At 37.9% G+C, this 26321-nt stretch carries 15 protein-coding genes and 9 pseudogenes; 18 read left to right on the top strand and 6 right to left on the bottom strand.

The window, feature by feature from the left end:
• Positions 1-146: 146 nt before the first annotated feature.
• Entirely contained in the window at positions 147-347 is a 201-nt protein-coding gene (locus D2C72_01600) for a hypothetical protein (protein QEF43149.1), read from the bottom strand.
• Between the two features lie 1197 nt (positions 348-1544).
• Here D2C72_01600 and D2C72_01605 point away from each other — a divergent pair.
• The 3 genes and pseudogenes from D2C72_01605 to D2C72_01615 all read left to right on the top strand — a co-directional run bounded on the left by D2C72_01605 (position 1545) and on the right by D2C72_01615 (position 5419).
• Positions 1545-4295: a DUF3519 domain-containing protein gene (locus D2C72_01605; GenBank protein ID QEF44158.1), complete on the top strand. Its 2751-nt coding sequence runs from the start codon at positions 1545-1547 to the stop codon at positions 4293-4295.
• A pseudogene (locus tag D2C72_01610) lies at positions 4292-5114 on the top strand (ATPase). The gene D2C72_01605 and the pseudogene D2C72_01610 overlap by 4 nt, the downstream one beginning before the upstream one ends.
• Positions 5111-5419, top strand: a complete 309-nt coding sequence (locus tag D2C72_01615; protein QEF43150.1) for a hypothetical protein — start codon at positions 5111-5113, stop codon at positions 5417-5419. The pseudogene D2C72_01610 and the gene D2C72_01615 overlap by 4 nt, the downstream one beginning before the upstream one ends.
• Before the next feature lie 219 nt (positions 5420-5638).
• On the opposite strand, the gene D2C72_01620 is transcribed toward D2C72_01615, so the two are convergent.
• Positions 5639-6775 (bottom strand): potassium channel protein, encoded by a 1137-nt coding sequence (locus D2C72_01620; GenBank protein QEF43151.1) that lies wholly within the window; start codon positions 6773-6775, stop codon positions 5639-5641.
• Between the two features lie 29 nt (positions 6776-6804).
• On the opposite strand from D2C72_01620, the pseudogene D2C72_01625 reads away from it, so the two are divergent.
• Positions 6805-7003: pseudogene (locus D2C72_01625) on the top strand (hypothetical protein).
• On the opposite strand, the gene rpmB reads toward D2C72_01625, so the two are convergent.
• On the bottom strand, positions 6957-7145 hold the full coding sequence (gene rpmB, locus D2C72_01630) for a 50S ribosomal protein L28 (protein QEF43152.1): 189 nt from the start codon (positions 7143-7145) through the stop codon (positions 6957-6959). The pseudogene D2C72_01625 and the gene rpmB overlap by 47 nt on opposite strands.
• 99 nt (positions 7146-7244) lie before the next feature.
• Positions 7245-8081, bottom strand: coding sequence for a neuraminyllactose-binding hemagglutinin (locus D2C72_01635; GenBank protein QEF43153.1), 837 nt, complete (start codon positions 8079-8081; stop codon positions 7245-7247).
• Positions 8082-8196: 115 nt separating this feature from the next.
• On the opposite strand from D2C72_01635, the pseudogene D2C72_01640 reads away from it, so the two are divergent.
• Together D2C72_01640 and D2C72_01645 are read left to right on the top strand one after the other, a co-directional pair.
• Positions 8197-9257, top strand: a pseudogene (locus tag D2C72_01640) (phospho-N-acetylmuramoyl-pentapeptide-transferase).
• Between the two features lies 1 nt (position 9258).
• On the top strand, positions 9259-10527 hold the full coding sequence (locus D2C72_01645) for a UDP-N-acetylmuramoyl-L-alanine--D-glutamate ligase (GenBank protein ID QEF43154.1): 1269 nt from the start codon (positions 9259-9261) through the stop codon (positions 10525-10527).
• On the opposite strand, the gene D2C72_01650 is transcribed toward D2C72_01645, so the two are convergent.
• The gene (locus D2C72_01650; protein QEF43155.1) at positions 10524-10784 is read right to left on the bottom strand and encodes a DUF493 domain-containing protein; all 261 of its coding nucleotides are present in this window, start codon (positions 10782-10784) and stop codon (positions 10524-10526) included. The genes D2C72_01645 and D2C72_01650 overlap by 4 nt on opposite strands.
• On the bottom strand, positions 10774-11175 hold the full coding sequence (locus D2C72_01655; GenBank protein ID QEF43156.1) for an acyl-CoA thioesterase YbgC: 402 nt from the start codon (positions 11173-11175) through the stop codon (positions 10774-10776). Before D2C72_01655 ends, D2C72_01650 begins: the two co-directional genes overlap by 11 nt.
• A gap of 231 nt (positions 11176-11406) precedes the next feature.
• On the opposite strand from D2C72_01655, the gene D2C72_01660 reads away from it, so the two are divergent.
• The 12 genes and pseudogenes from D2C72_01660 to D2C72_01715 all read left to right on the top strand — a co-directional run bounded on the left by D2C72_01660 (position 11407) and on the right by D2C72_01715 (position 26034).
• On the top strand, positions 11407-12735 hold the full coding sequence (locus tag D2C72_01660) for a sodium-dependent transporter (GenBank protein ID QEF43157.1): 1329 nt from the start codon (positions 11407-11409) through the stop codon (positions 12733-12735).
• Positions 12736-12745: 10 nt separating this feature from the next.
• Positions 12746-14074 carry a sodium-dependent transporter gene (locus D2C72_01665; GenBank protein QEF43158.1) on the top strand — a complete coding sequence of 443 codons (1329 nt, stop codon included), beginning with the start codon at positions 12746-12748 and terminating at the stop codon, positions 14072-14074.
• A 14-nt stretch (positions 14075-14088) separates the two neighbouring features.
• A pseudogene (locus D2C72_01670) lies at positions 14089-15154 on the top strand (phospholipase).
• 55 nt (positions 15155-15209) lie between these two features.
• Positions 15210-16333, top strand: a pseudogene (locus D2C72_01675) (DNA polymerase III subunit beta).
• Positions 16334-16345: 12 nt separating this feature from the next.
• Complete coding sequence (gyrB, locus tag D2C72_01680) at positions 16346-18667, top strand: DNA topoisomerase (ATP-hydrolyzing) subunit B (GenBank protein ID QEF43159.1); 2322 nt, start codon at positions 16346-16348, stop codon at positions 18665-18667.
• A gap of 45 nt (positions 18668-18712) precedes the next feature.
• A pseudogene (locus D2C72_01685) lies at positions 18713-19705 on the top strand (adenine methyltransferase).
• A pseudogene (locus D2C72_01690) lies at positions 19692-20433 on the top strand (R.Pab1 family restriction endonuclease). Before D2C72_01685 ends, D2C72_01690 begins: the two co-directional pseudogenes overlap by 14 nt.
• 208 nt (positions 20434-20641) lie before the next feature.
• On the top strand, positions 20642-21862 hold the full coding sequence (locus tag D2C72_01695) for a M23 family peptidase (GenBank protein QEF43160.1): 1221 nt from the start codon (positions 20642-20644) through the stop codon (positions 21860-21862).
• Entirely contained in the window at positions 21862-22500 is a 639-nt protein-coding gene (locus D2C72_01700) for an NUDIX hydrolase (GenBank protein ID QEF43161.1), read from the top strand. The genes D2C72_01695 and D2C72_01700 overlap by 1 nt, the downstream gene beginning before the upstream one ends.
• Positions 22501-22510: 10 nt before the next feature.
• Positions 22511-23869, top strand: a complete 1359-nt coding sequence (locus D2C72_01705; GenBank protein QEF43162.1) for a plasmid stabilization protein — start codon at positions 22511-22513, stop codon at positions 23867-23869.
• Position 23870: 1 nt separating this feature from the next.
• A pseudogene (glcD, locus tag D2C72_01710) lies at positions 23871-25249 on the top strand (glycolate oxidase subunit GlcD).
• Positions 25250-25271: 22 nt separating this feature from the next.
• Positions 25272-26034 (top strand): annotated as a pseudogene (locus D2C72_01715) (4-hydroxy-tetrahydrodipicolinate reductase).
• Positions 26035-26321 lie beyond the last annotated feature (287 nt).

A 26321-nucleotide genomic window follows, 5' to 3' on the forward strand; every position in this document is an offset into this window, starting at 1 on the left:
GTTTTATTTAACTTTATTATTAAATATTTAATATACTAGAACAAAACACCACACTCCGCGCAGTTTTTCAACAAGCTAAACGAGTTTAAAGATGATGTTTTTACCACGCCTAAGGCTAAAGAATACATTGACATAGCGAGCGGTTTTCATAAGCTTTTCAAAAACGACGCTAAGATCGCCGAAAGCCTAAAGCCCGCTATTACGAAGAACTTAAGCCAAGGTTTAGCGACCACTTTAAGCGGAGCGTTAAAATACCAATGGACTAAATTCACTTTAGGAACGCTATACCGCAACGCGCCGGATCGCATTTTAGGAGTGAAATTACCCAAAGCTTTAAACGAAGCCACCGCAGGAGCGGCCTTAAAGTATCACCTAAAAAGAGCACTTGAGAGAAGCCACTCCATAAGCGAGTTTAGCAAGCAATTAGAATTAAGCGCACAAAATTCTAAATTCACTAACAACACGCTTAAAATCATTGAAGAGCTTACTAACGGCGTTAAACAAGCCAGCGAAGAAATCAAAGAGAAAGCCACTAAATACGAAAAAGCCTTACAAGAATTACAAAAGATTGATGAAAGCAAGCTGACTAAAGAACAGCAACAAGTTTTAAAGGTTTTTAAGGGAGAGTTAGACAATGGCGAGATTAAAAAGATAGATTTAAACGATCTTTATATTTTAGAGCAAGGCACAAGGCATGCGGGAGCTAAAAAGATACTAGTTAAACAGAACGGAGAAGAGAGCACAGGCGGACTAACTAATGAAGAGCTAATTAACATGAGCGAAGTTATCAAAAACGGGAGCGTGTTATTAGAGAGTTTTGAAAGGCTTAAAAACGGATTTAGATACGGCTATGAATGGGATAATAACGGCGTAAAGCTTAGGTTAGTTGTAGATGATTTAAATAATGGGAATAAGATTTTTGATTTTCATAGGAATTTTAAAGATTTTAGAGATGCCAGGCCACAACCTAGCACCTCAAAGGATAGCGGGACACAACCCATTACCCTTGATGAACCTAATCCTGCACCAAAACCGCTAAATAGTCAAGAGGATTTATTAAAAAATACAGAAAATTTAAACGAAACCACCCAAGAAGCTAAAAATTTAAGCCCACTAGAGCAAGCCAACGCCGAAAAGCTTCTTAAAGAACAACACGCTATAACCCCACTCAAAGAGTTTGGCACTAATTACCCCGAGTTTGCCTTAAAGCCTAAGGAAGCGTTAGAGAAGCTATTACAAGAGCGAAACGGACAAGTCGCAGGAGCGGCTTATAGGGAGGATTTAGGAGGGATTGATTTTGTTTGGGGTAATAAAGATTACGGGTTAGAACACATCTTAGAAAAGAGAAAAAAACAATACAAAAGGTTAGGGCTAACACCAGAACAAGCCAAAGAAAGGACTAATGAACTAATTAAAGAAATCCCTAATATCATACAAAAAGGCTTGAAAGAAGAAGACAAACCAGGTTATGCGGTTATTATTTAAATAATTCAAAGGTAGTTTTAAGTAAGTTTAAGGGAGATAACGAACTAAAAAACCATTATATGATTACAAGTTTTGAAGTGGATGATAAGGTTTTAAGGGAGTTAGAGACCATTGCGACACTCTCTAACGATTACAGAGATGGCATCAACTATAGCATCTCAAACCTTATTGAACCTAATCCTACCACAAACGCGCTTAAAACGCAAGAGCCTTTATCCCCCCTTGAACAAGCCAACGCAAAAAATCTTCTTAAAGAACAACACGCTATAACCCCACTCAAAGAGTTTGGCACTAATTACCCCGAGTTTGCCTTAAAGCCTAAGGAAGCGTTAGAGAAATTATTACAAGAGAAAAACGGGCAAGTCGCAGGCGCAGCTTATAGGGATGATTTAGGAGGGATTGATTTTGTTTGGGGGAATAAAGATTACGGGTTAGAGCACATCTTAAAACGCCGAGAAGAGCAAGCGCTTAACAATGGACTAAACGAAACAGAAGCTAAAGAATACGCCTTAAGCGTGATTAAAACGATACCGGAAGTTATTGACAAAGGCATTAAGGTTGAACGAAACGGAAGAGTAGCTATTGAATACCAAAATATAAGAGTAGGTTTAAAAGATAATTGGAAAGGAGAAAAATTACCTAATCATTGGATTATAACAGGATATGAGAAGTTGGAGAATAGTGAAAGTTTATATACATCTCCACTAATCACAAAGAGCGAGATTCTGCCCTTAAACTCCGTAGAACCTAATCCTACCCAAAAACCGCTAACAGATCAAGAGGATTTATTAAAAACAAGCGAAAATTTAAACGAAACCACCAAAGACGCTACAAAATTAAGCCCACTAGAACAAGCAGAAGCCGAAAAGCTTGCCAAGTTACAAAGAGAGCAAGAACAAAGCGAACAGGAATTTTTAAAAGCTAAAGATCAAGAAAATAAGCGTAAAGAAGCGTTAAAAAAGAAATTAGAACACGAGCGAGGCAATGCAGGCAACATTGAAAGCCAGACTAAAATAGAAGTAGGAGAGGATATCCCTACAGAAATCCAAGTGCAGATCCCCAAAAGTAGAGTAAGGCTAAACGAACGAGAGATTTACGATCTGGACTATGCGATCGTCAAAGCCAAAGATTTAAAACCAAGTTTTAGTACAGGCGGGACGCAAAAACGCACCGACATGAACGAAGAACAGATTAAAAGCATTGCTGAAAATTTTGATCCTAAAAAGATATTTGGGAGCGGAGGGTTTGAAGATTTACCGATCATTCTACATGACGGACAAGTGATCGCAGGGAACCACAGAGTCCAAGGCATGCTAAACTTCACGCCTAAAAGCCGTTACATTTACCACAAAGCGATCCAGGAATACTATCACATAGACTTAAAGCCTGACGAATTGTTAGTGAGAGTGCCACACAACCGACTAAATAATACCGAGATCAACAATTTAGCGGCTTCATCTAATCAAGGAAGATTCAACAGCGAAAGCGATCATGCGATAGTGGTTTTAAGCCACTATGAAGCGAAATTAAAAGAATTAGACAACAAATTAGACGCTGATAGCATTTATTCGTTAAAAAATATCGTTGCTAAAAACCTTAATTTTGACAAAGCCACTCATCCTAATGTGGGAGATAGTAATTTAGCGTTGCTTATGTATAACATGCCAAGGACCAAAACGCAAGGGATAGAATTATTAAACCGTTGGCAGAAAGAATTTTCTAACGACATTAAAAGCTATGAAAAGGTTAAAAAAATGTTTGTAGATAACGCTGGGAGTTTTCACAATCTAATCCATGACATGAATTTTCCTAAGGTGAGTTTAAACGCTTATCTAAGCGATATCATGGATCGCAGTTTTGCTAATTTAAAGAATTACCAAAGCACGAGCGAAAGCCTGAAAGATTTGAGCGAGAAATTCTATAAAACGAGTTCTTTAGAGATGTTTGAAAAGAGCGAACAAAGCACAAGCGACATCAGCGAGATTTTAGGAGGTGCGATCGCCAGGTTCGCGAGGTTTGATGATCCGAGCAAAGCGTTATTTGAAGCCTTAAGAAGCGATAACATTAAAAAAGGCTTGAAAGAATTTAAGATCGCAGACGTTACTAAGGACATGTTTAACCCTGATAGTAAAGAGTTTAAAGATATTGATATTTACGACTTTGCACATTACCTTTTAATGGTCAATAGAGAATCGAACGAAAATAACCCTACCTTAAAGCGCTTGATAGAAGCTATAAAGGACATGCAAAAAGAGAGCGAGAAAGGGATTAAAAAACAAAAACTTGAAACGCCTAGCGAGTGGGGACACAATTATAGCGAGTTTAAGGGCGATGGCTTAGGAGCGATTAGCAAGCTATTAGAAACTAAAAAAGGTTTTGTAGCGGGAGCGTTTTATAAGGAAGGTTTAGGGGATATTGATTTAGTTTGGGGTAATAAAGATTACGGGTTAGAACACATTTTGAAACGCCGAGAGAAACAAGCCAAAAACCAAGGATTAAACGAACAACAAGCCAAAGAATACGCCCTAAATATAGCTAAAACGATACCGGAAGTTATAGAGAAAGGCGTTAAGGTTGATAATAACGGCAGAATGGCTATTGAATACAACGGCATGCGAGTAGGACTTAATGATAAGTGGGATAATCAAAAGCTAGAGAATAAGTGGGTGATAAGCAGTTATGAAATTTATAATAGTGAGGGTGAGCCACCGATCCTCCTTATGGCTCAATTACAAGGGGTAGGTTTGGGAACCCCTAAACTCACAGAACCTAATCCTACCACAAACACGATTAAAAAAGGAATAAAATGATCAATTACCCTAATTTGCCTAATAGCGCTTTAGAAATCACCGAGCAGCCTGAAGTGAAAGAAATCACTAACGAGCTTTTAAAGCAACTACAAAACGCTTTAAATTCTAATAGTCTTTTTACTGATCAAGTGGAATTAAGCCTTAAAGGGATCGTTAGGATTTTAGAGGTGCTTTTGAGTTTGGATTTTTTCAAGAATACGAACGAAATTGATAGCAGTTTGAGAAACTCTATTGAATGGCTGAGTAACGCCGGCGAGAGCTTAAAAAACAAAATGAAAGAATACGAGGGCTTTTTTAGCGAGTTTAATACGAGCATGCGAGCCAACGAGCAAGAAGTAACGGCTACCTTAAACGCTAATACTGAAAACATCAAAAGCGAGATTAAAAAGCTAGAAAATCAAATCATAGAAACCACTACAAAGCTTTTAACGAGTTATCAAATCTTTTTAAACCAGGCTAGAGATAGCGCTACAAATCAAATTAACACGAACAAAACCGAAAGCCTTGAAGCAATAAACCAAGCTAAAACGATCGCTAACAATGAAATCAATACCAACAAAACGCAAGCGATAACTAACATTAACGAAGCTAAAACGAACGCTAACAATGAAATAAACACCAATAAGCAAGAAGTTTTAAACAACATCACGCAACAAAAGCAACAAGCCACAAGCGAGATCACCGAAGCGAAAAAAACCGCTTTTAACGAACTTTTAGAAACACTAAAGCCGAAGTTTAGCGGCTTATTCATAGGAGCTTACTATATTCGCAATGTGATTTATATTCAAGGCGGATGGGAGCAAAAAGTCAAGGATTTGAGCGATTACACGCTAGAGAAAAGCAAAAAATACGAGATAGAAGTATTTTTGAATTATGTTACTTCTCAAAGAACAATAGAAAATAACATGTTTTTTGGACTGAAAGTGCAAGAAGGCTTTTTGAAAGAAAGCATCCAAAAGATCACACATAAGTATGTATCGCAAATTTACTATACAAAGCTTTTAATAGAGAATGTGAGCGGTGTTTTAAGCTTGTATCATGGGTATTTTTTTGGCAATATCAATTATTTCAATGAAGCGATTATAACGATTATATCAACAAAGAGGGCTTTAAAAAGGTTATAATTAACTCTCATTGAGAGCGTATGGGTGTGAGAAAAATAAGCGTCAAATCCATTCAAATTTTGGCTCTGTTCTCATCAAGCATGGATAATTAAAACCTTTTTGACTAAATTCAAGCCCTTTACTATTGATTGTAAAAAATGTTTTTAGCATTTTTTAGATTTTATTACCCGTATTTGATGAGAGCCAAGCTTTTTTTATTTTATAAAAAGGCTGTATCAATCACAATGAAATGTAATCCACTTCTTTGGGTTTTTGATGGTTAGCGATGAGTTGCTTACAGGTCGCAACGCCTTCTGAAGTGCCAACCATTAATAGTTTGGATTCGCTTGCAATAATCGTTTCTCCATCAGGCATGGGGATGTATTTGCCATCTTTTTGAGTGATACCAATCACAAACGCTTTAGCGATCTCTCTAAAATGGGCTTCTTTTAATTTCCTTAACACAAGCCAGCTGGTTTTGGGGACAATCACTTCCTCTAAGTCTAAAAGCGTGTCTTTTTTATTAATAAAACGCTCTAAGATATTTTCCATATCCGGACGCACCGCCATAGCACTCACTCTCTGCGCCATAAGTTTTGTAGGGGAAACCACCATATCAGCCCCTAATTTTTTTAATTTTTCTAAGCCTTCATCGCTATGCGCGCTTGCAATGATGTGATAAGGTTTGCGCTTTAATTCCTTTTCAAACAAGCGCACGCTCACCATTAACGCCACATTCACCGGTAAAATCTTAGACAAAGCCACAACGCCCCTAGCACTGCTTAAGTGGGTTTTTAGCATGGCTAAATTGGTGTGCGGATCGCCTATGATATAGTAGGGGTATTTGTGCTTAATGGCTTCTTCTTCAAAACTAGGGTCATTATCCACGACCACAAAGGGGATTTGAGCGGAGCGGAACTGCTTGCTCAATTCAATGGTGTATTCGTTGTGGTAACAAATCACATAATGATCCTTAAGGCGCGCGATTTTATAAATCATACCTTTCTCCTTAATCAATCTGGTAAGCGTGCCTTTATTGACCACGCTAACTAAAATAGCCACGCTAAAGGCAATGATTCCTGCCCCAAAAAACATTAAAATGGAAGTTAAAAAAATACTTATAGGCCCGAACTGGCTTTCATTTAAAGCGCCAAACCCTGTAGCTGTCATGGTGTAAGTCGTTTGGAAGAAAGCTTGCATAAGGCTATAATTTTCTAGGGTGAAGTATCCTAGAGTGCCTAAAAGCACAAGCAATTGGATTAAAATAAGCGGGAGTCTAAAGACCTTAAATTGCTCATAGATTTCAGAATTTAAATTGACTTCTGGCTGAATTTCATCGTCTTTTTTGATTTTAAAAAATTTCAACTTTTCAAACAAAACCAATTCCTAGATCAAAATAAATTCTTTTGAAAGCGTTTACCTCTAAATTTAATCAAAACGCTAAACCTAAGCTGTGTTTTAATCTCAAAAAGAAGTTTAGTTTTAAGGGGAGTTTTAAAAAGGTTATCAAAAACACCAAAACCACCCCTACAATCAAAACGGACAGAAATTCTAAAAACTAAGCCCCTTTACGCATGGTTCTTAAAGTGGAAGCAGCCACCTTAATGCGTTTAGTCGTGCCATCGTCTAATTGGATCTTAATCGATCGCAAGTTAGGGAGTAAGCGGCGTTTGTTTTTGTTGTTCGCATGACTGACATGATTGCCTATCATAGGCCCTTTGAAAGTTAAAGCGCATCTTCTTGCCATTGTGTATCCTTAATTATTGAAATAAACTTTGCATTATACTTAAAATAGCCTTTAAAAAGACTGATTTTAAGGCTAATTTTTAAATGGTTCGTTTAAGAACTACTTTTTTTGAGGCATAGAACTTTTAAAGCCTTTCATTCTATCAATAGCGTCTCTGTATTTGGCGATATTTTCTTCTGTAAGTTCTGTTACAGCTTTTCTCATGACAACCGCATACATTCTGTTTAAAATCTTGTGTATCGCATCTTCTTTATTCTTTTCCAAACCTTCATGGATAATGCTGTTTGAAGAATCAAACCCTCCAGAATTACTGTGTTTGTAAGTATAGGTCATTGCCTGAAAAGTTCCTACTTCCACAGCAAAATCATGGACGACACGATTGCTTTCTGGCTCATAAAAATTAAACCACACAGAGCCTGAGCTTTGATCCACTAGCGTGTCTAAATTAGGATTATTGGGATCTTTTAAATTCATTTTCAAATCTTCTAAGATCCCTACCCACCCTTTCAAATCCAAAACGGAAAAAATCTTTCTCTTATCTTGCGCATTCAAAGCTTTTTCATCTTGAAAACGCAACACTTGATAGCCTCTTTTTTCAAAAATAGTTTGGATTTGATTGGCTAAAGCGTCTTGAAACTTATCAATATAGGGTTTTAGATTATCGCTCACTTGAATGCGTGGCATTAAAATACCTACAACATGATGGTTTTGTGGGGCTTGAGCAATATGTATCGGATAATTAAAATCTAGCGGCGTAACATGTTCAGAGCTTGTTTGTATTCTTTCATGAGTTTGAACTTGATTTTTGGCGTCATTTGGTGTTTTTGTTTCAGCGCTTGGATTCATCGCACAACCGATCAACACGCTTGAAAGCCCTAAAGCCACTAACATTTTAGAATAAATTCTAACTTTTTTAAAAATAAGCGAACGCTCCACAAAAGACTCCTAAAAATAAAAATTGAAACCATGATTATACTATTTTTAAGTAAATCAATTTGCGCTACAATTTTCTTTTTTCTAAATTTCAAGCATGGCGATTTTAGGGGATTTTATGCTCTATTCTTTACTATATGGCTATTTTAATATCAATCTTTTCCAGTATTTGACTTTTAGAGCAGGGTTAGGGTTTTTCATAGCCTTTTTCCTCACGCTTTTTTTAATGCCTAAATTCATTCTATGGGCCAAGGCTAAAAAGGCTAACCAGCCCATTTCTAGCTTCGTGCCAAGCCACCAGAATAAAAAGGATACCCCTACGATGGGGGGATTGTGTTTGTTTTTGCAACCATTGTTGCGAGCGTGTTGTGCGCGTCTTTGGGTAATCTTTATGTGTTGTTAGGGATAATCGTGTTAGTGGGCTTTAGTTTTGTGGGTTTTAGAGACGATTACACTAAAATCAACCAGCAAAATAATGCCGGAATGAGCGCGAAAATGAAATTTGGCATGCTTTTTGTCCTTTCGCTTGTAGTGTCTGTTTTATTGAGCCTTAAGGGGTTAGACACTTTTTTATACGCGCCTTTTTTGAAAAACCCCTTGTTTGAAATGCCCACGATGTTAGCGGTTGGTTTTTGGGTGTTGGTTTTTTTATCCACGAGCAATGCGGTGAATTTAACCGACGGCTTAGACGGCTTAGCGAGCGTGCCTAGCATTTTCACCCTCTTAAGCCTTTCTATCTTTGTGTATGTGGCAGGGAATGCGGAATTTTCTAAATACTTGCTCTATCCTAAAGTCATAGATGTGGGGGAATTGTTTGTTGTCTCGTTGGCGTTAGTGGGATCGCTCTTTGGCTTTTTGTGGTATAACTGCAACCCGGCAAGCGTGTTTATGGGCGATAGCGGGAGTTTGGCTTTGGGGGGGTTTATCGCTTATAACGCTATTGTTTCGCACAATGAAATCTTACTCGTTTTAATGGGATCTATTTTTGTGGTAGAAACTTTGTCTGTGATCTTGCAAGTAGGGAGTTATAAAACCCGTAAAAAACGCCTTTTTTTAATGGCGCCCATCCATCATCATTTTGAGCAAAAGGGCTGGGCAGAAAACAAGGTGATCGTGCGTTTTTGGATCATTTCAATGTTGAGTAATTTAGTCGCTCTTTTAAGCTTGAAGGTGCGTTAAAATGAAAATCTCTTTATTGGGGCATGGCAAAACCACTCTAGCCCTAGGGCGTTTTTTTAAAAAAAACCATAACGAAGTCAAATTTTTTGATGATCAATTCACTTCATTTTTTAAAGATAGAGAGGGTTTTCTTTGCTATCCCAGTAAGGATTTTAACCCTAATGATTCCCAACTAGAGATAGTCAGTCCGGGCATTAGTTTCACGCACCCTTTAGTCATAAAAGCCAAGCATTTAATGAGCGAATACGATTATATTGATAGCTTGTTTAATTCTGTTTTCACGCCTACTATAATCAGTATTAGCGGCACTAACGGGAAAACCACCACGACCGAAATGCTCACCATGCTTTTAGAAGATTTTAAGGCTGTGAGTGGGGGGAATATCGGCACGCCCCTGATTGAATTGTTTGAAAAACAATCGCCCTTGTGGGTGCTAGAAACAAGCTCCTTTTCTTTGCATTACACCAATAAGGCTTACCCTTTAATCTACTTGCTCATCAATGTCAAAGCCGATCACTTGACTTGGCATTGCAATTTTGAAAATTATTTGAACGCTAAACTCAAGGTTTTATCGTTGATGCCTAAAACTTCGCTCGCTATCCTCCCTTTAAAATTCAAAGAACACCCTATTATTCAAAACTCGCAAGCGCAAAAAATCTTTTTTGATCACAGCGAAGAGGTTTTAGAGCGTTTAGAAATCCCTTCTAACGCCCTTTTTTTTAAGGGAGCGTTTTTATTAGACGCTGCTTTAGCCCTTTTAGTCTATGAGCAATTTTTAAAAATAAAGAATCTAAAATGGCAAGATTATAGAGAAAACGCCCTTAAAAGACTGAACGCTTTTAAAATCGGCTCGCATAAAATGGAGGAATTTAGGGATAAAGAAGGGCGTTTGTGGGTAGATGACAGCAAGGCCACGAATATTGATGCCACCTTACAAGCCCTAAAAACCTTTAAAAACCAAAAAATCCATTTGATTGTAGGGGGCGATATTAAAGGGGTCAATTTAACCCCCCTTTTTGAAGAGTTTAAAAACTATAAAATAAGCCTTTATGCCATAGGATCAAGCGCTTCTATCATCCAAGCCTTAGCGTTAGAATTTAATGTTTCTTGTCAAGTTTGTTTAAAGTTAGAAAAAGCGGTTCAAGAAATTAAAAGCGTTTTATTACAAAATGAAGTCGCTTTGCTTTCACCCAGTGCGGCCAGTTTGGATCAATTTTCTTCGTATAAAGAAAGGGGTGAAAAATTTAAGGCGTTTGTTTTAAAAGATTAAAGTGCATGCACCACGACTTCTAATTGTGAAATTTTTTGAAAAATCTCATTCCGTTCTACTTCGCTTGAAACTTCCATAGAAACATTAAAGCTATAAAATTTAGCGTTTTTAGAAGTGTTTTTGAATTCCAATTTAAAGGGGCGTTGGTAGGTTTCTAAAAGCTCTTTTAACATGCTTGTATTGTTAGTGGTCATAATCACTCTATAATCCCAAAGACAAGGGTAAATAATGGTGGGTTTTTCTAAATCAGACGGCACTAAGAAGCTCCTTAAACAATTTAGGAATGGCAATAGGGCTGTATGTAGAGCGGTTGACAAAGCCAAACTTGATTTCTGAAGCAAAGACTTTAAAGGGCTTCATAGGCTCTAAAGAAGCGTTTTGGATGCAATAAATTTCTTGAAAAAGCACCACAAAAACCTTTCTTAATTCTTTAATTTGCGTTCTTATCTCTAAGACTTGTCCTAAACTCGCAGGGGTAAAAAAATCCGCTTTGATAGAGCGGATGACAAACACGCCTTCTTCATTTTCTGGCAAAACATTTTTTTTAAAAAAAAACTCGCTCCTAGCCCTTTCGCAATATTTCAAATAATTCGCATGATAGACCACGCCTTCAGAGTCGGTATCTTCGTAATATACCCTACAGCGCATTAATTCCCCTTACTTAAATAATGAAACTTTCTCAAAATTATACAATATGTAACTTAACTATAGTATAATCTAGGGGCGTTGCTTTATAATTTTTAGGTATTTTTGAAAGTGGGTTTTTTCTTAAATCTTAAGATCTTTAGAGATTTCAAAAAACTAATACAGCAATAGTTGGGCGATTAAGGACATAGCTCCTTAATTTTAATCATTGACAAGGAGTTTGGTAGTTAGGATATGGGTAATCATTTTTCTAAATTAGGATTTGTTTTAGCGGCTTTAGGGAGTGCGATAGGTTTAGGGCATATTTGGCGTTTCCCCTATATGACTGGGGTGAGCGGTGGGGGTGCTTTTGTTTTATTGTTTTTATTTTTATCTTTAAGCGTTGGCGCGGCGATGTTTATCGCTGAAATGCTATTAGGACAAAGCACGCAAAAAAATGTAATAGAAGCTTTTAAAGAGCTTGACCTTAACCCTAAAAAACGCTGGAAATACGCAGGGCTTTTGCTTATTTCTGGACCTTTAATACTGACTTTTTATGGCACCATTTTAGGTTGGGTGCTTTATTATTTAGTGAGTATTAGTTTTAATTTGCCTAATAGTATCCAAGAATCTGAACAAATCTTTAATGATACCTTACAATCCATTAGGTTACAATCTATAGGGCTTTTTAGCGTTTTATTGATAACCGGATGGATTGTTTCTAGGGGGATTAAAGAAGGCATTGAAAAACTCAATTTGGTTTTAATGCCCTTACTCTTTGCTACTTTTTTTGGTTTGCTTTTCTATGCGATGAGCATGGATTCTTTTTCTAAAGCTTTTCATTTCATGTTTGATTTCAAACCAAAAGATTTGACTTCTCAAGTGTTCACTTATTCCTTGGGGCAGGTTTTCTTTTCTTTAAGCATAGGTTTAGGGATCAATATCACTTACGCTGCGGTTACGGATAAAACGCAGAATTTGCTTAAAAGCACTATTTGGGTGGTTTTATCAGGGATTTTGATTTCTCTTGTGGCAGGGCTTATGATTTTCACTTTTGTGTTTGAATATGGGGCGAATGTCTCACAAGGCACAGGGTTAATCTTCACTTCTTTACCGGTGGTTTTTGGCCAAATGGGAGCGATAGGTATTCTTGTTTCAGTTCTTTTCTTGCTCGCGCTCGCTTTTGCTGGCATCACTTCTACGGTGGCTTTATTAGAGCCAAGCGTGATGTATCTTACCGAAAGGTATCAATACTCTCGTTTTAAGGTTACTTGGGGTCTTGTAGCACTAATTTTTATTGTAGGCGTGGTGTTGATTTTTTCGCTCCACAAGGATTATAAAGACTATCTCACTTTCTTTGAAAAAAGTCTTTTTGATTGGTTGGATTTTGCCTCAAGCACCATTATCATGCCTTTAGGCGGGATGGCAACCTTTATTTTTATGGGCTGGGTTTTGAAAAAAGAAAAATTGCGTCTTTTGAGCACGCACTTTTTAGGCCCTAAATTGTTTGCAACTTGGTATTTCTTGCTTAAATATATCACCCCTTTAATTGTGTTTTCTATTTGGTTGAGCAAGATTTATTAAAATATTTAGCATGGGAAAATTTTCTAAATTAGGCTTTATTTTAGCCACTTTGGGTAGCTCTATCGGTTTAGGGCATATTTGGCGCTTTCCTTATATGGTAGGTCATAATGGGGGGAGTGCGTTTGTGCTTTTATATCTAGCGCTAACCTTGAGTTTAGGCATTGCTATGCTTTTAGTAGAAATGCTGATTGGGAATTTGGGTAAAAAAGATGTTGTTTCTAATTATCAAATACTAGATCCTAAAAGGAAAAAATACTACCCTTTCACTTCTTTTTTTATTTTAGGCGGTCCTCTCATTTTATCTTTTTATGCGGTGGTGTTAGGCTGGGTGCTTTACTATCTTTTTGTAGTAACTTTTGATTTGCCTAAAGATTTAGAGCAAGCCAAAATGCAATTTAGCATGCTCCAAAATGGCAGTTTGATCTGGCCTGTTATTGGCTTTAGCGCATGCTTATTGCCGACAATATGGTTTGTTTCTAGGGGGATTGAAGAGGGGATTGAAAAATTAAATGTCGTGCTGATGCCGTTATTGTTTGTGATTTTCATAGGGCTTTTAATCTATGCGATGACTTTAGAAAGCATGCCTAAAGCTTTGCGCTTTTTATTTAATTTTGAGATTCAAAAGATTGATTTTAAGGTTGTTATGGACGCTTTAGGGCAGATGTTCTTTTCTTTGAGTTTGGGGGTAGGCACGATTATTACTTATTCAGCTTTCACGCCCAAAAGAGAAAACCTATTCAAAAGCTCTCTATTTATTGTATTACCGGGTATTTTAATCTCTCTCATTGCCGGGGTGATGATTTTTACCTTTGTGTTTGAATACCATGCGGATGTGTCTCAAGGGCCAGGGCTTGTTTTTATTTCCTTACCTTTAACTTTCGCTAAAATGGGCATGAGTGGGCAGATCGTTTCGCTCTTTTTCTTTATAGCCCTTGTTTTTGCCGGGATCACTTCCACGGTTTCTTTGGTAGAGCCTTTAGCGCTTTATCTTATCAATCGTTTTAATTTTTCGCGCACTCAAGCGTCGCTATGGATAGGGATTGTTGTGTATGTTTTGGGCGTTTTAGTCATTCTTTCTATGAATGAACGATACGCTAAGTTTTTGAGCTTTGCTCATAAGAGCGTGTTTGGGTGGCTGGATTTCATCACTTCTTCATTTTTAATGCCTTTGGGAGGCTTGTTTTCAGTCTTGTTTGTGGGGTGGGTTTTAAATAAAAAGCGCTCTTTTTTAGCCACGAAGCATTTCTTTAATATAAACGCTTTTAAAGCGTGGCATTTTAGCGTTCGTTTTATCGCGCCTGTAGTGATTTTAGCGATTTTCATCTTGCAATTTAAGTGAAATAAGGATGCTTGATGAAAAGCGTTTTGCTCTTTATGATTTTTGTAGTTTGTCAGTTAGAAAGCAAAAAATTTTCACAAGATAATTTTAAGGTGGATTATAACTACTATTTGCGCAAACAGGATTTGCATATCATTAAAACGCAAAACGATTTGTCCAATGCTTGGTATCTCGCTCCACAAAAAGCCCCTAAAGAACATTCTTGGGTGGATTTTGCTAAAAAATATTTAAACATGATGGATTATCTAGGCACTTATTTTTTGCCTTTTTATCATAGTTTCACCCCCATTTTTCAATGGTACCACCCCAATATCAACCCGTATCAACGCAATGAGTTTAAGTTCCAAATCAGTTTTAGAGTGCCTGTATTTAGGCATATTCTTTGGACTAAAGGCACGCTTTATTTGGCTTATACCCAAACTAATTGGTTTCAAATTTATAATGACCCCCAATCCGCTCCCATGCGAATGATCAATTTCATGCCTGAACTCATCTATGTTTATCCTATTAATTTTAAACCTTTTGGGGGGAAAATAGGGAATTTTTCTGAGATTTGGATAGGTTGGCAACACATTTCTAATGGCGTGGGGGGGCGCAATGCTATCAGCCTTTTAATAAAGAAGGCAATCCTGAAAACCAGTTTCCAGGAGGGCCTGTAATCGTTAAAGATTATAACGGGCAAAAAGACGTGCGCTGGGGGGTTTCCGCTCTGTGAGCGCGGGGCAACGCCCTGTGTTTCGTTTGGTGTGGGAAAAGGGAGGCTTGAAAATCATGGTCGCTTATTGGCCCTATGTCCCTTATGATCAGTCCAACCCTAATTTGATTGATTACATGGGGTATGGTAACGCTAAAGTTGATTACAGGAGAGGGCGCCATCATTTTGAATTGCAACTTTATGATATTTTCACGCAATACTGGCGTTATGATCGCTGGCATGGGGCTTTCCGCTTAGGCTATACCTACCGCATTAACCCTTTTGTGGGGATTTATGCGCAATGGTTTAACGGCTATGGCGATGGCTTGTATGAATACGATGTTTTTTCCAATCGTATAGGGGTAGGAATACGCTTAAACCCTTAAAAAAACGCTCTTTTATGCTATAATAAGACTAAAAATTCAAGGGGATTATTCAATTATGAAAATCAGTGTTAGTAAAAACGATTTGGAAAACACTTTGCGCTACTTGCAAGCTTTTTTGGATAAAAAGGACGCTTCTTCTATCGCTTCACACATCCATTTGGAAGTCATTAAAGAAAAGCTTTTTTTAAAAGCCAGCGATTCCGATATTGGGCTAAAAAGCTATATTTCTACGCAATCCACCGATAAAGAGGGCGTAGGCACGATCAACGGGAAAAAGTTTTTGGATATTATCTCATGTTTAAAAGACTCTAATATTGTTTTAGAGACTAAAGATGATAGCTTGGTGATCAAACAAAATAAAAGCTCTTTCAAACTCCCCATGTTTGACGCTGATGAATTCCCTGAATTCCCTGTTATTGAGCCAAAAGTGAGTTTAGGAATCAATGCCCCCTTTTTAGTAGATGCGTTTAAAAAGATCGCTCCTGTGATTGAGCAAACCAGCCATAAAAGGGAATTAGCCGGTATTTTAATGCAATTCAATCAAAAACATCAAACCCTTTCGGTGGTAGGCACGGATACCAAGCGGCTTTCTTATACGCAGTTAGAAAAAGTCTCTATCCATTCCACCGAAGAAGACATCTCTTGTATTTTACCTAAAAGGGCTTTATTAGAAATCCTTAAACTTTTTATGAAAATTTCAGTTTTAAAAGCGACGGCATATTAGCGGTGGTTGAAAACGAAACGCACACTTTTTTCACCAAGCTCATTGATGGGAATTACCCTGATTATCAAAAAATCCTCCCTAAAGAATACATTTCTTCTTTCACTTTAGGCAAGGAAGAATTTAAAGAGAGCATTAAATTGTGCAGTTCTTTAAGCTCCACCATTAAACTCACTTTAGAAAAAAACAACGCTTTGTTCGAATCTTTGGATTCTGAGCATAGCGAAACGGCTAAAACCTCTGTTGAGATTGAAAAAGGTTTGGATATTGAAAAAGCCTTTCATTTGGGCGTGAACGCAAAATTTTTCCTTGAAGCCTTAAACGCTTTAGGGACAACGCAATTTGTTTTAAAATGCAATGAGCCTTCATCGCCTTTTTTGATCCAAGAACCCCTTGATGAAAAGCAAAGCCACTTGAACGCTAAAATTTCCACTTTAATGATGCCAATCACATTATAAAGGCTTGATTGAATGCAAAATTACCAGAGCCATAGTATTAAGGTTTTAAAGGGCTTAGAGGGGGTTAGGAAACGCCCTGGAATGTATATTGGCGATACCAATATAGGTGGGTTACACCACATGGTGTATGAAGTCGTGGATAACGCTGTAGATGAGAGCATGGCGGGTTTTTGCGATACGATCAATATCACTTTGACTGAGGAGGGGTCATGCATTGTAGAAGATAACGGGCGAGGCATTCCTGTAGACATTCACCCTACGGAAAAAATCCCCGCTTGCACCGTGGTTTTAACGATTTTGCATGCAGGGGGCAAGTTTGATAATGATACTTATAAAGTTTCAGGCGGTTTGCATGGCGTGGGCGTTTCGGTTGTGAATGCCTTGAGCAAACGCTTGATCATGACCATTAAAAAAGAGGGTCAAATCTATCGCCAAGAGTTTGAAAAGGGTATTCCCATTAGCGAGCTTGAAGTCATTGGCAAGACTAAAAGCGCTAAAGAAAGCGGCACGACTATTGAATTTTTCCCTGATGAAAGCGTCATGGAAGTCGTTGAATTTCAAGCGGGTATTTTGCAGAAACGCTTCAAAGAAATGGCGTATCTTAATGATGGCTTAAAAATTTCTTTCAAAGAAGAAAAAACCCAACTGCAAGAAACTTATTTCTATAAAGACGGCTTGAAACAATTCGTGAAAGATAGCGCTAAAAAAGAATTGCTCACCCCCATTATTGCGTTTAAAAGCATGGATGAAGAAACGCGCACTTCTATAGAGGTCGCTTTAGCGTATGCTGACGATTACAATGAAAACACCTTAAGCTTTGTGAATAACATTAAAACTTCTGAGGGCGGCACGCATGAGGCGGGCTTTAAAATGGGCTTGTCTAAGGCGATTTTGCAATACATTGACAATAACATTAAAACCAAAGAGTCGCGCCCCATCTCTGAAGACATTAAAGAGGGCTTGATCGCTGTTGTGAGCTTGAAAATGAGCGAGCCTTTGTTTGAAGGGCAGACCAAATCCAAACTCGGCAGTTCGTATGCGCGCGCGTTGGTTTCAAAATTAGTCTATGATAAAATCCACCAATTTTTAGAAGAAAACCCTAACGAAGCCAAAATCATCGCCAATAAAGCCCTACTAGCCGCAAAGGCTAGAGAAGCCAGTAAGAAAGCCAGAGAGCTTACAAGGAAAAAAGACAATTTGAGTGTCGGCACTTTGCCTGGAAAATTAGCCGATTGCCAGAGCAAAGACCCCTTAGAGAGTGAAATCTTTTTAGTGGAGGGCGATAGTGCGGGCGGGAGCGCTAAACAAGGGCGCGATAGGGTTTTTCAAGCGATCTTGCCTTTAAAAGGTAAGATTTTAAATGTGGAAAAAAGCCATTTGTCAAAGATTCTAAAATCAGAGGAAATTAAAAACATGATCACGGCTTTTGGGTGCGGCATTCAAGAGAGTTTTGATATAGAAAGATTGCGCTATCATAAAATCATTATCATGACCGATGCTGATGTGGATGGGAGCCATATCCAAACCTTGCTGATGACTTTTTTCTATCGTTATTTACGCCCGCTGATTGAACAAGGGCATGTTTATATCGCTCAAGCCCCTCTTTACAAATACAAGAAAGGCAAGACAGAAATTTATCTTAAAGACGGCGTCGCTTTGGATCATTTTTTAATTGAGCATGGCATCAATTCGGTGGATATTGAAGGGATTGGCAAGAACGATTTGATGAATTTGTTAAAAGTGGCGCGCCATTACCGCTATACGCTTTTGGAATTAGAAAAACGCTACAATTTGCTAGAAGTTTTACGCTTTTTGATTGAGACTAAGGACGCCTTAAGCCTTGATATGAAAGTTTTAGAAAAAAGCATTTTGGAAAAATTAGAGGGCTTGAATTATCAGATCTTACGCTCTTTTGCTACTGAAGAAAGCTTGCATTTGCATGCGCAAACCCCTAAAGGCTTGGTGGAATTTAACCTAGATGACAACCTCTTTAAAGAAGTGTTGTTTGAAGAAGCGAATTACACTTACCAAAAGCTTATGGAGTATAATTTAGATTTCTTAGAAAATAAGGATATTTTGGCGTTCTTAGAAGAAGTGGAAAATTACGCTAAAAAGGGAGCGAATATCCAGCGCTATAAGGGGTTAGGCGAGATGAACCCTAATGATTTGTGGGAAACGACCATGCATAAAGAAAACCGCAGTCTCATCAAACTCAAAATTGAAGATTTAGAAAAAACCGATGCGATCTTTTCGCTTTGCATGGGCGATGAAGTAGAGCCTAGAAGAGCCTTTATCCAAGCGCATGCTAAAGATGTGAAACAACTAGATGTGTAAGGGGTTTTAATCGCCACTCCTAAACATTTAACCAAGCAAGAGAGCGTGAATTTAGGGGCTTACTACACGCCCCCTTATTTAGTGGATTATGCTTACAAGCTTTTAAAAAAGCATGTTGGTATTGAAAACTACACGCTTTTAGACACTGCATGTGGTAATAAAGAGTTTTTAAAACTCCACCACCCTAAAAAAATAGGAGCGGATATTGACCCTGAGTGTGGTGCTTTAATAATAAACGCTCTAGCCAATCCTAAAAGAGAAAATTATGGCATTAGCCAAGATTAACCTTTAATCATCGTGGGCAATCCCCCCTATAACGATAGAACTTCCTTTATCAAACAAAATATTAAGAATAAAGATTTCATTTTTAAAATAGACAACGATTTGAAATCCAGGGATTTAGGGATAAGTTTTTTAAAATCTTTTGCAATTTTAAAGCCGGCGTTTATTTGCGTGTTACACCCTTTATCTTATCTCATCAAAGAAGCTAATTTTAAGCAATTAAAGCTATTTAAGGATCATTACAGGCTTTTAGACGCTTTGGTTGTTTCTTCTAAATCTTTCACTAAAAGTAACGAATTTCCTATTGTGATAGCTTTATATGAGCGAGGGCGAATGGACTATGCAGATATTAAGCGTTTTATTTTTCCAACTGATTGTGGCACAACGCTATGCTTAAACGATTTTGACTATATAGCCAATTATGTGGATAAATACCCTAACGCTAAAAAGGTTGGTGCATGCGTGGGCTATTTTTTCCCTATGCGAGACATCAACGCCCTTAAACGCAACAAAACTTTTTTAAACGCGCCAAGCGAAAATGCGGTGCGTATCAGTCAAGATAAATTGATTTATTACCAATATATCCATTATTTTAAGGAAATCGCCCCTAAAATCCCTTATTATTTTGGCAATTTGGATATTATTATTGATCGTTTTGCTTTTTTAGAAATTAAAGACGCTTTTTTAAAAGACAAAAGAGCGCGTTTAGAATATTTTAAAAAATTGTTTCAAGGACACCCTTGTGAGTTTGATTAAGATTGATAATAATAAAAAAGTAATTGAGGTTTCTATTCCTTTAACTTCCATTTCAGGCAAAGCGCGTGTGAAAATCAGACATGCCTTTAGCGATTATGGCATTTCAACAGCGACTAGAAAAATCCCTTTCAGTTTAAAACATTATGTAGAGTGGCAAATCGGTTATGATGTCCCCATTAAAGATAAAGAAAAATTTGAACTCACTACCCTAAAAGATGAAAAATATCATTTTTTAGGGGCTAATAATAAAATAAAAACCCTTTATGAATTGAGCGAAATAATTGATTACGCTAAGCGATTGGGTTTAATCAGTTTAGAAAATTTAGAAAATACTTTAAAATATTTAGAAAAACAAAAACAATTCATAGGAGATAATTTTATGATCACAAGAGAAAGATTTAGATCGCATCAATTTGGTGGCATGGATTTTGAACTTTCACGCATTTCTTATCCCTTACTCATTCATTCTTTTAATGATAATCAATTGAGCGAAATCGTTATTAGAGAGCAACAATACGGCTCTAAAACCCAAGCCATGCTATATTCTGGAATTAAAAACCGCTACCCCCTTATTAAATAGAACGGCTGCACTCAAAGGACATGCCCTTTTAACTATCCATAAAACCAACGCTCTTGTGTTTTTAGAAATGCTTAAAATTTTTGGACTTTTAAGCCAAGCGCACCATAACGATGTGTTAAAGATTTTAGAAAAAATACTTCAAAATTAACGATACGAATTGTTAGAAAGGGAATGAATATCTAACGCTATAAGGTCTAGGCAACCCATATTATTATAGGGAATAACCATGCATCAATAAAAACGCGCTTCGTAAAGCCATAAAAACAAGACTAGGTTTTAAACTTGTATCAATTTTCTTTAATGGCTTATGTTATACTAATAAAATACAGATTTGATTGAAGGCATTAAACGACTGCATGGTATTTTTTCATAAGAAAGTTATTTTAAATTTTACCTATTCTTTAATGATTGCTTTTTTATTCCATTTATCCTATGGGGTTCTTTTAAAAGCCGATGAAATGGCTAAAAAGCAAACTTTATTGGTGGGCGAAAGGCTTGTGTGGGATAAGCTCACGCTGTTAGGGTTTTTAGAAAAAAATCGTATCCCTCAAAAACTCTACTACAATTTGAGCTCTCAAGATAAAGAATTGAGCGCTGAAATTCAAAGCAATGTGACCTACTACACTTTAAGAGATGAAAACAACACGCTCATTCAAGCCCTTATCCCTATAAGCCAGGATTTGCAAATCCATATTTATAAAAAAGGGGAGGATTATTTTTTAGACTTTATCCCTATTATTTTCACTCGTAAAGAAAGAACCCTCCTTCTTTCCTTACAAACTTCGCCCTATCAAGATATTGTCAAAGCCACCAATGACCCCCTTTTAGCCAACCAATTGATGAACGCGTATAAAAAAAGCGTGCCTTTTAAACGCCTAGCAAAAAACGATAAAATCGCTATCGTCTATACAAGAGATTATCGTGTGGGGCAAGCGTTTGGCCAGCCAACCATTAAAATAGCCATGATTAGCTCTCGTTTGCACCAATACTATCTTTTTTCCCATTCAAACGGGCGCTATTACGATTCAAAGGCGCAAGAAGTGGCAGGGTTTTTATTAGAAACCCCGGTGAAATACACCCGCATTTCTTCGCCTTTTTCGTATGGGAGATTCCATCCTGTCTTAAAAGTCAGACGGCCTCATTACGGCGTGGATTATGCGGCTAAACATGGCAGTTTGATCCATTCTGCATCAGATGGTCGTGTGGGTTTTATAGGGGTTAAGGTGGGGTATGGGAATGTGGTTGAAATCCATTTGAATGAATTGCGTTTGGTGTATGCTCACATGAGCATGTTTGCTAAGGGGTTGAAAAAAGGCTCGTTTGTTAGAAAAGGGCAAATTATAGGAAGAGTGGGAAGCACCGGTTTAAGCACCGGGCCGCATTTGCATTTTGGCGTGTATAAAAACTCCCGCCCCATTAATCCTTTAGGCTATATCCGCACCGCTAAAAGCAAATTACACGGCAAACAAAGAGAGGTTTTTTTAGAAAAAGCTCAGCATTCTAAGCAAAAATTAGAAGAACTTCTTAAAACCCATTCCTTTGAAAAAAATTCATTTTATCTTTTAGAGGGTTTTTAATGTCTTATTTTAAGAATGCTTTCAATCAAAAATCTTTAATAGATGATTCCAGTGTGTATTTAGAGCCTTGTTCTAGCTCTAATTTCATAGAATTAAAACGCATGCATTATAATGAAGAGAATACTAAGAAAACATGGGATATTATTAAGTCTTTAGACAGCGTGGCGGTTTTACTCTATGAAAAAGAATCCGATTGCTTTGTGATTGTGAAACAATTCCGCCCAGCCATTTATGCACGCCATTTTCATTTTAAGCGCGATCAAGATCAAAATATTGACGGATACACTTATGAATTGTGCGCAGGGCTTGTGGATAAGGCTAATAAGAGTTTAGAAGAAATCGCTTGCGAAGAAGCGTTAGAAGAATGCGGTTATCAAATTAGCCCTAAAAATTTAGAAACCATAGGCCAATTTTATAGCGCGACCGGGTTGAGCGGGAGTTTGCAAACGCTCTATTACGCTGAAGTGTGCGCGCATTTGAAAGTTTCAAAGGGTGGGGGGATTGATACAGAAAAGATTGAAGTGCTGTTTTTAGAGCGATCAAAAGCTTTTGATTTTATAATGGATTTTCAATACGCTAAAACCACCGGATTGTCTTTAGCCATTTTATGGCATTTAAAAAAGTTTAAAAATGTTTAAAAGGAATTTTATGTTAAGGCTTTTGATAGGACTTCTTCTAATGAGTTTTATAAGCTTGCAATCAGCCTCTTGGCAAGAACCCTTAAGAGTGAGTATAGAATTTGTGGATTTGCCTAAAAAAATCATTCGTTTTCCTGCTCATGATTTGCAAGTGGGGGAGTTTGGTTTTGTCGTTACTAAACTTTCAGATTATGAAATCGTTAATTCTGAAGTGGTCATTATTGCCGTTGAAAATGGCGTCGCAACGGCTAAATTCAGAGCGTTTGAATCTATGAAACAAAGGCATTTACCCACTCCAAGAATGGTCGCTAGAAAGGGCGATTTAGTCTATTTTAGGCAATTCAACAACCAAGCGTTTTTAATCGCTCCTAATGATGAACTCTATGAGCAAATCAGAGCGACTAACACCGATATTAATTTTATTAGCTCTGATTTGTTGGTTACTTTTTTGAATGGGTTTGACCCAAAAATCGCTAATTTAAGGAAAGCGTGCAATGTTTATAGTGTGGGGGTGATTTATATTGTAACCACGAACACGCTCAATATTTTAAGCTGTGAGAGTTTTGAAATTTTAGAAAAAAGAGAGCTGAATACAAGCGGTGTTACTAAAACTTCTACGCCGTTTTTTTCTAGGGTTGAGGGCATTGATGCAGGCACGCTAGGGAAACTTTTTTCAGGCAGTCAGTCTAAAAATTACTTCGCTTACTATGACGCTTTAGTGAAAAAAGAAAAACGCAAAGAAGTGAGGATTGAAAAGAAAGAAGTAAGGATTGATGCTAGAGAAATTAAACGAGAAATCAAGCAAGAAGCCATTAAAGAGTCTAAAAAAGCCAATCAAGGCACAGAAAACGCTCCTACTTTAGAAGAGAAAAACTACCAAAAAGCAGAGCGAAAACTTGATTCTAAAGAAGAAAGGCGCTATTTAAGAGATGAAAAGAAAAAAGCCAAAGCCACCAAAAAGGCTATGGAATTGGAAGAAAGAGAAAAAGAGCATGATGAAAGAGACGATAGGGAGACTGAAGAAAGAAGAAAAGCTTTAGAAATGGATAAAAGCGATAAAAAAGAAGAAAGAGTCAAACCCAAAGAAAATGAGCAAGAAATCAAGCAAGAAGCCATTAAAGAGCTAGATAATGGAAATAACGCCACCCAACAAGGCGAAAAACAAAACGCTCCTAAAGAGAACAACGCTCCAAAAGAAGAGCCAAAACTCAGTCCTAAAGAAGAAAAACGCCGCTTGAAAGAAGAAAAGAAAAAAGCCAAAGCCGAACAAAGAGCGAGAGAATTTGAACAAAGAGCGAAAGAGCATCAAGAAAGAGATGAAAAAGAGCTTGAAGAGCGAAGAAAGGCGCTAGAAGCGGGTAAAAAATAACATGTTAGACCAACAACACATTAAATATTTTAAAAACCTAGTAGGGGGAGAGGATTTTTTCACTGATTTAGCGCATTTGAACGCTTATTGCTATGACGCTACCAAAGAAAGGCATTTGCCTAGCGGCGTGATTTTTCCTAGAAACGAGCGAGAAATCAGCCAGATTTTAAAATACTGCAACGAACATCGCATCATCGTTGTGCCTAGGGGGCTGGGAGCGGTTTTACGGGGGGGGCGTTGAGCGTGAGTGGGGGGCTAGTTTTAAGCGTAGAAAAGCATTTGGATAAGATTTTAGAGATTGACACTAAAAATTTGATCGCTAGAGTAGAACCGGGCGTGATTAACAAGCATTTCCAAAACGAAGTGGAAAAATTGGATTTATTCTACCCTCCAGACCCAGCGAGTGAGAGTCAAAGCACTTTAGGGGGGAATGTCGCCGAAAATGCCGGTGGCATGCGCGCGGCTAAATACGGGATCACTAAAGATTATGTCATGGCTTTAAGGGTGGTTTTAGCGAATGGCGAAATCATAAGGGCGGGCAAAAAAACGATCAAAGATGTCGCCGGCTTTAATATCGCAGGGCTGATGATCGCTAGTGAGGGGTGTTTGGGCGTGATTTCTGAAATCACTTTAAAGCTTTTAGCCAAACCGCCCCTAAAACAGAGCACGATGGGGGTTTTTAATCATATTGAAGACGCCATGAACGCCGTTTATAAGACGATGAGCAGCGGCGTTACGCCTGTAGCGATGGAATTTTTGGATAATTTGAGTATAAGGGCTGTGGAAGAACGATTTTCTAAAGGCTTACCCAAAGACGCTGGAGCGATACTCATCACTCAAGTGGATGGCGTGGTGAAAGGGCAGATTGCATGGCAACTCAATGAAATAGAAAAGCATTTTAAAGCCAATGGTTGCGTGGGTTTTAAGATCGCTCAAAATGAACAAGAAGAGCAGGATTTATGGTTTTCAAGGCGTAACGCTTCTCAAAGTATTAGCGTTTATGGTAAAAAGAAATTGAATGAAGACGTGACCGTTCCTAGGGCGAGTTTGCCGAGTTTGTTGCAAGAAGTCGCCAAAATCAGCCAGAAATACGGCTTTAAAATCCCTTGCTTTGGGCATACGGGCGATGGCAATGTGCATGTGAATATCATGCTAGAAGATCCTAAAAGGGATTTAGAAAAAGGCCATAAGGCTATGGAAGAGATTTTTCAGGCCGCTATTAGTTTGGAGGGGACTTTAAGCGGGGAGCATGGCATAGGCTTGTCTAAAGCCAAATTCATGCCTTTAGCGTTTAATGCTAGTGAAATGGAGCTTTTTAGGAACATTAAAAAAGCCCTTGATCCTAATAATATTTTAAACCCTTTTAAAATGGGGCTATAAAGCTTAAAAGCAAGGAAAGCGCATGAAAGTCGGTGTTTATGGGGCGAGCGGTCGTATAGGGAAATTACTTTTAGAAGAATTAAAAGGGGGTATAAGGGATTAGAGTTATCTAGCGTGTTTGTCAGGCAAAAATGCGAAACGGATTTTAGCTCTTTTTCGCACGCCCCTTTAGTAACCAATGATTTAAAAGCGTTTGTGAGAGCTTGCGAATGCGTGATTGATTTTTCTTTACCTAAAGGCGTGGATCATTTGCTAGACGCTCTTTTAGAATGCCCTAGAATTTTAGTTTCTGGCACGACCGGTTTAGAAAAAGAAGCACTAGAAAAAATGCAAAAATTAGCCTTAAAAGTGCCGCTTTTACACGCGCACAACATGTCTATAGGGATTATGATGCTCAATCAATTAGCCTTTTTAGCTTCTTTGAAATTGAAAGATGCGGATATTGAAATTGTAGAAACGCACCACAATCTCAAAAAAGACGCCCCGAGCGGCACGGCGTTGAGTTTGTATGAAACTTGCGCTAAGGCTAGGGGGTATGATGAAAAAAGCACCCTCATCACTCACAGAGAAGGTTTGCGCTCTAAAGAAAGCATTGGTATAGCCGCTTTAAGGGGGGCGATGTCGCCGGGAAGCACACGATAGGGTTTTATTTGGAAGGCGAATACATAGAGCTTAGCCATACGGCGACTAACCGCTCTATTTTTGCTAAAGGGGCTTTAGAAGTGGCTCTGTGGCTTAAAGATAAAGCCGCTAAAAAATATGAAATCAGCGAAATGTTTGGTTGAACGCTTGAACCTTTTTTGTATAGATGATTCACGCTTCTATAACAAATCACCCACATTTGGATTTTGTCTTTGTTGTGGCTGTGGGGTTATTTGTTTAATCTAACAAGAGGAGCATTAACTGTTAGGCTTATATTTTAGCGAATTTAGTTTAACTTGTCAAGTCCTAGCCCACTCTTATAGCAAGGCTACAATAAATGGAGGCAGGGGCGCTAAAGCTAGAATTGGTGTTACCTTTTGGGTCGTAGGCGAATACATTAGGATTGACTGACCATACATTAAAATTGCCA

Source organism: Helicobacter pylori (assembly GCA_008032955.1).
GTDB lineage: Bacteria > Campylobacterota > Campylobacteria > Campylobacterales > Helicobacteraceae > Helicobacter > Helicobacter pylori_DC.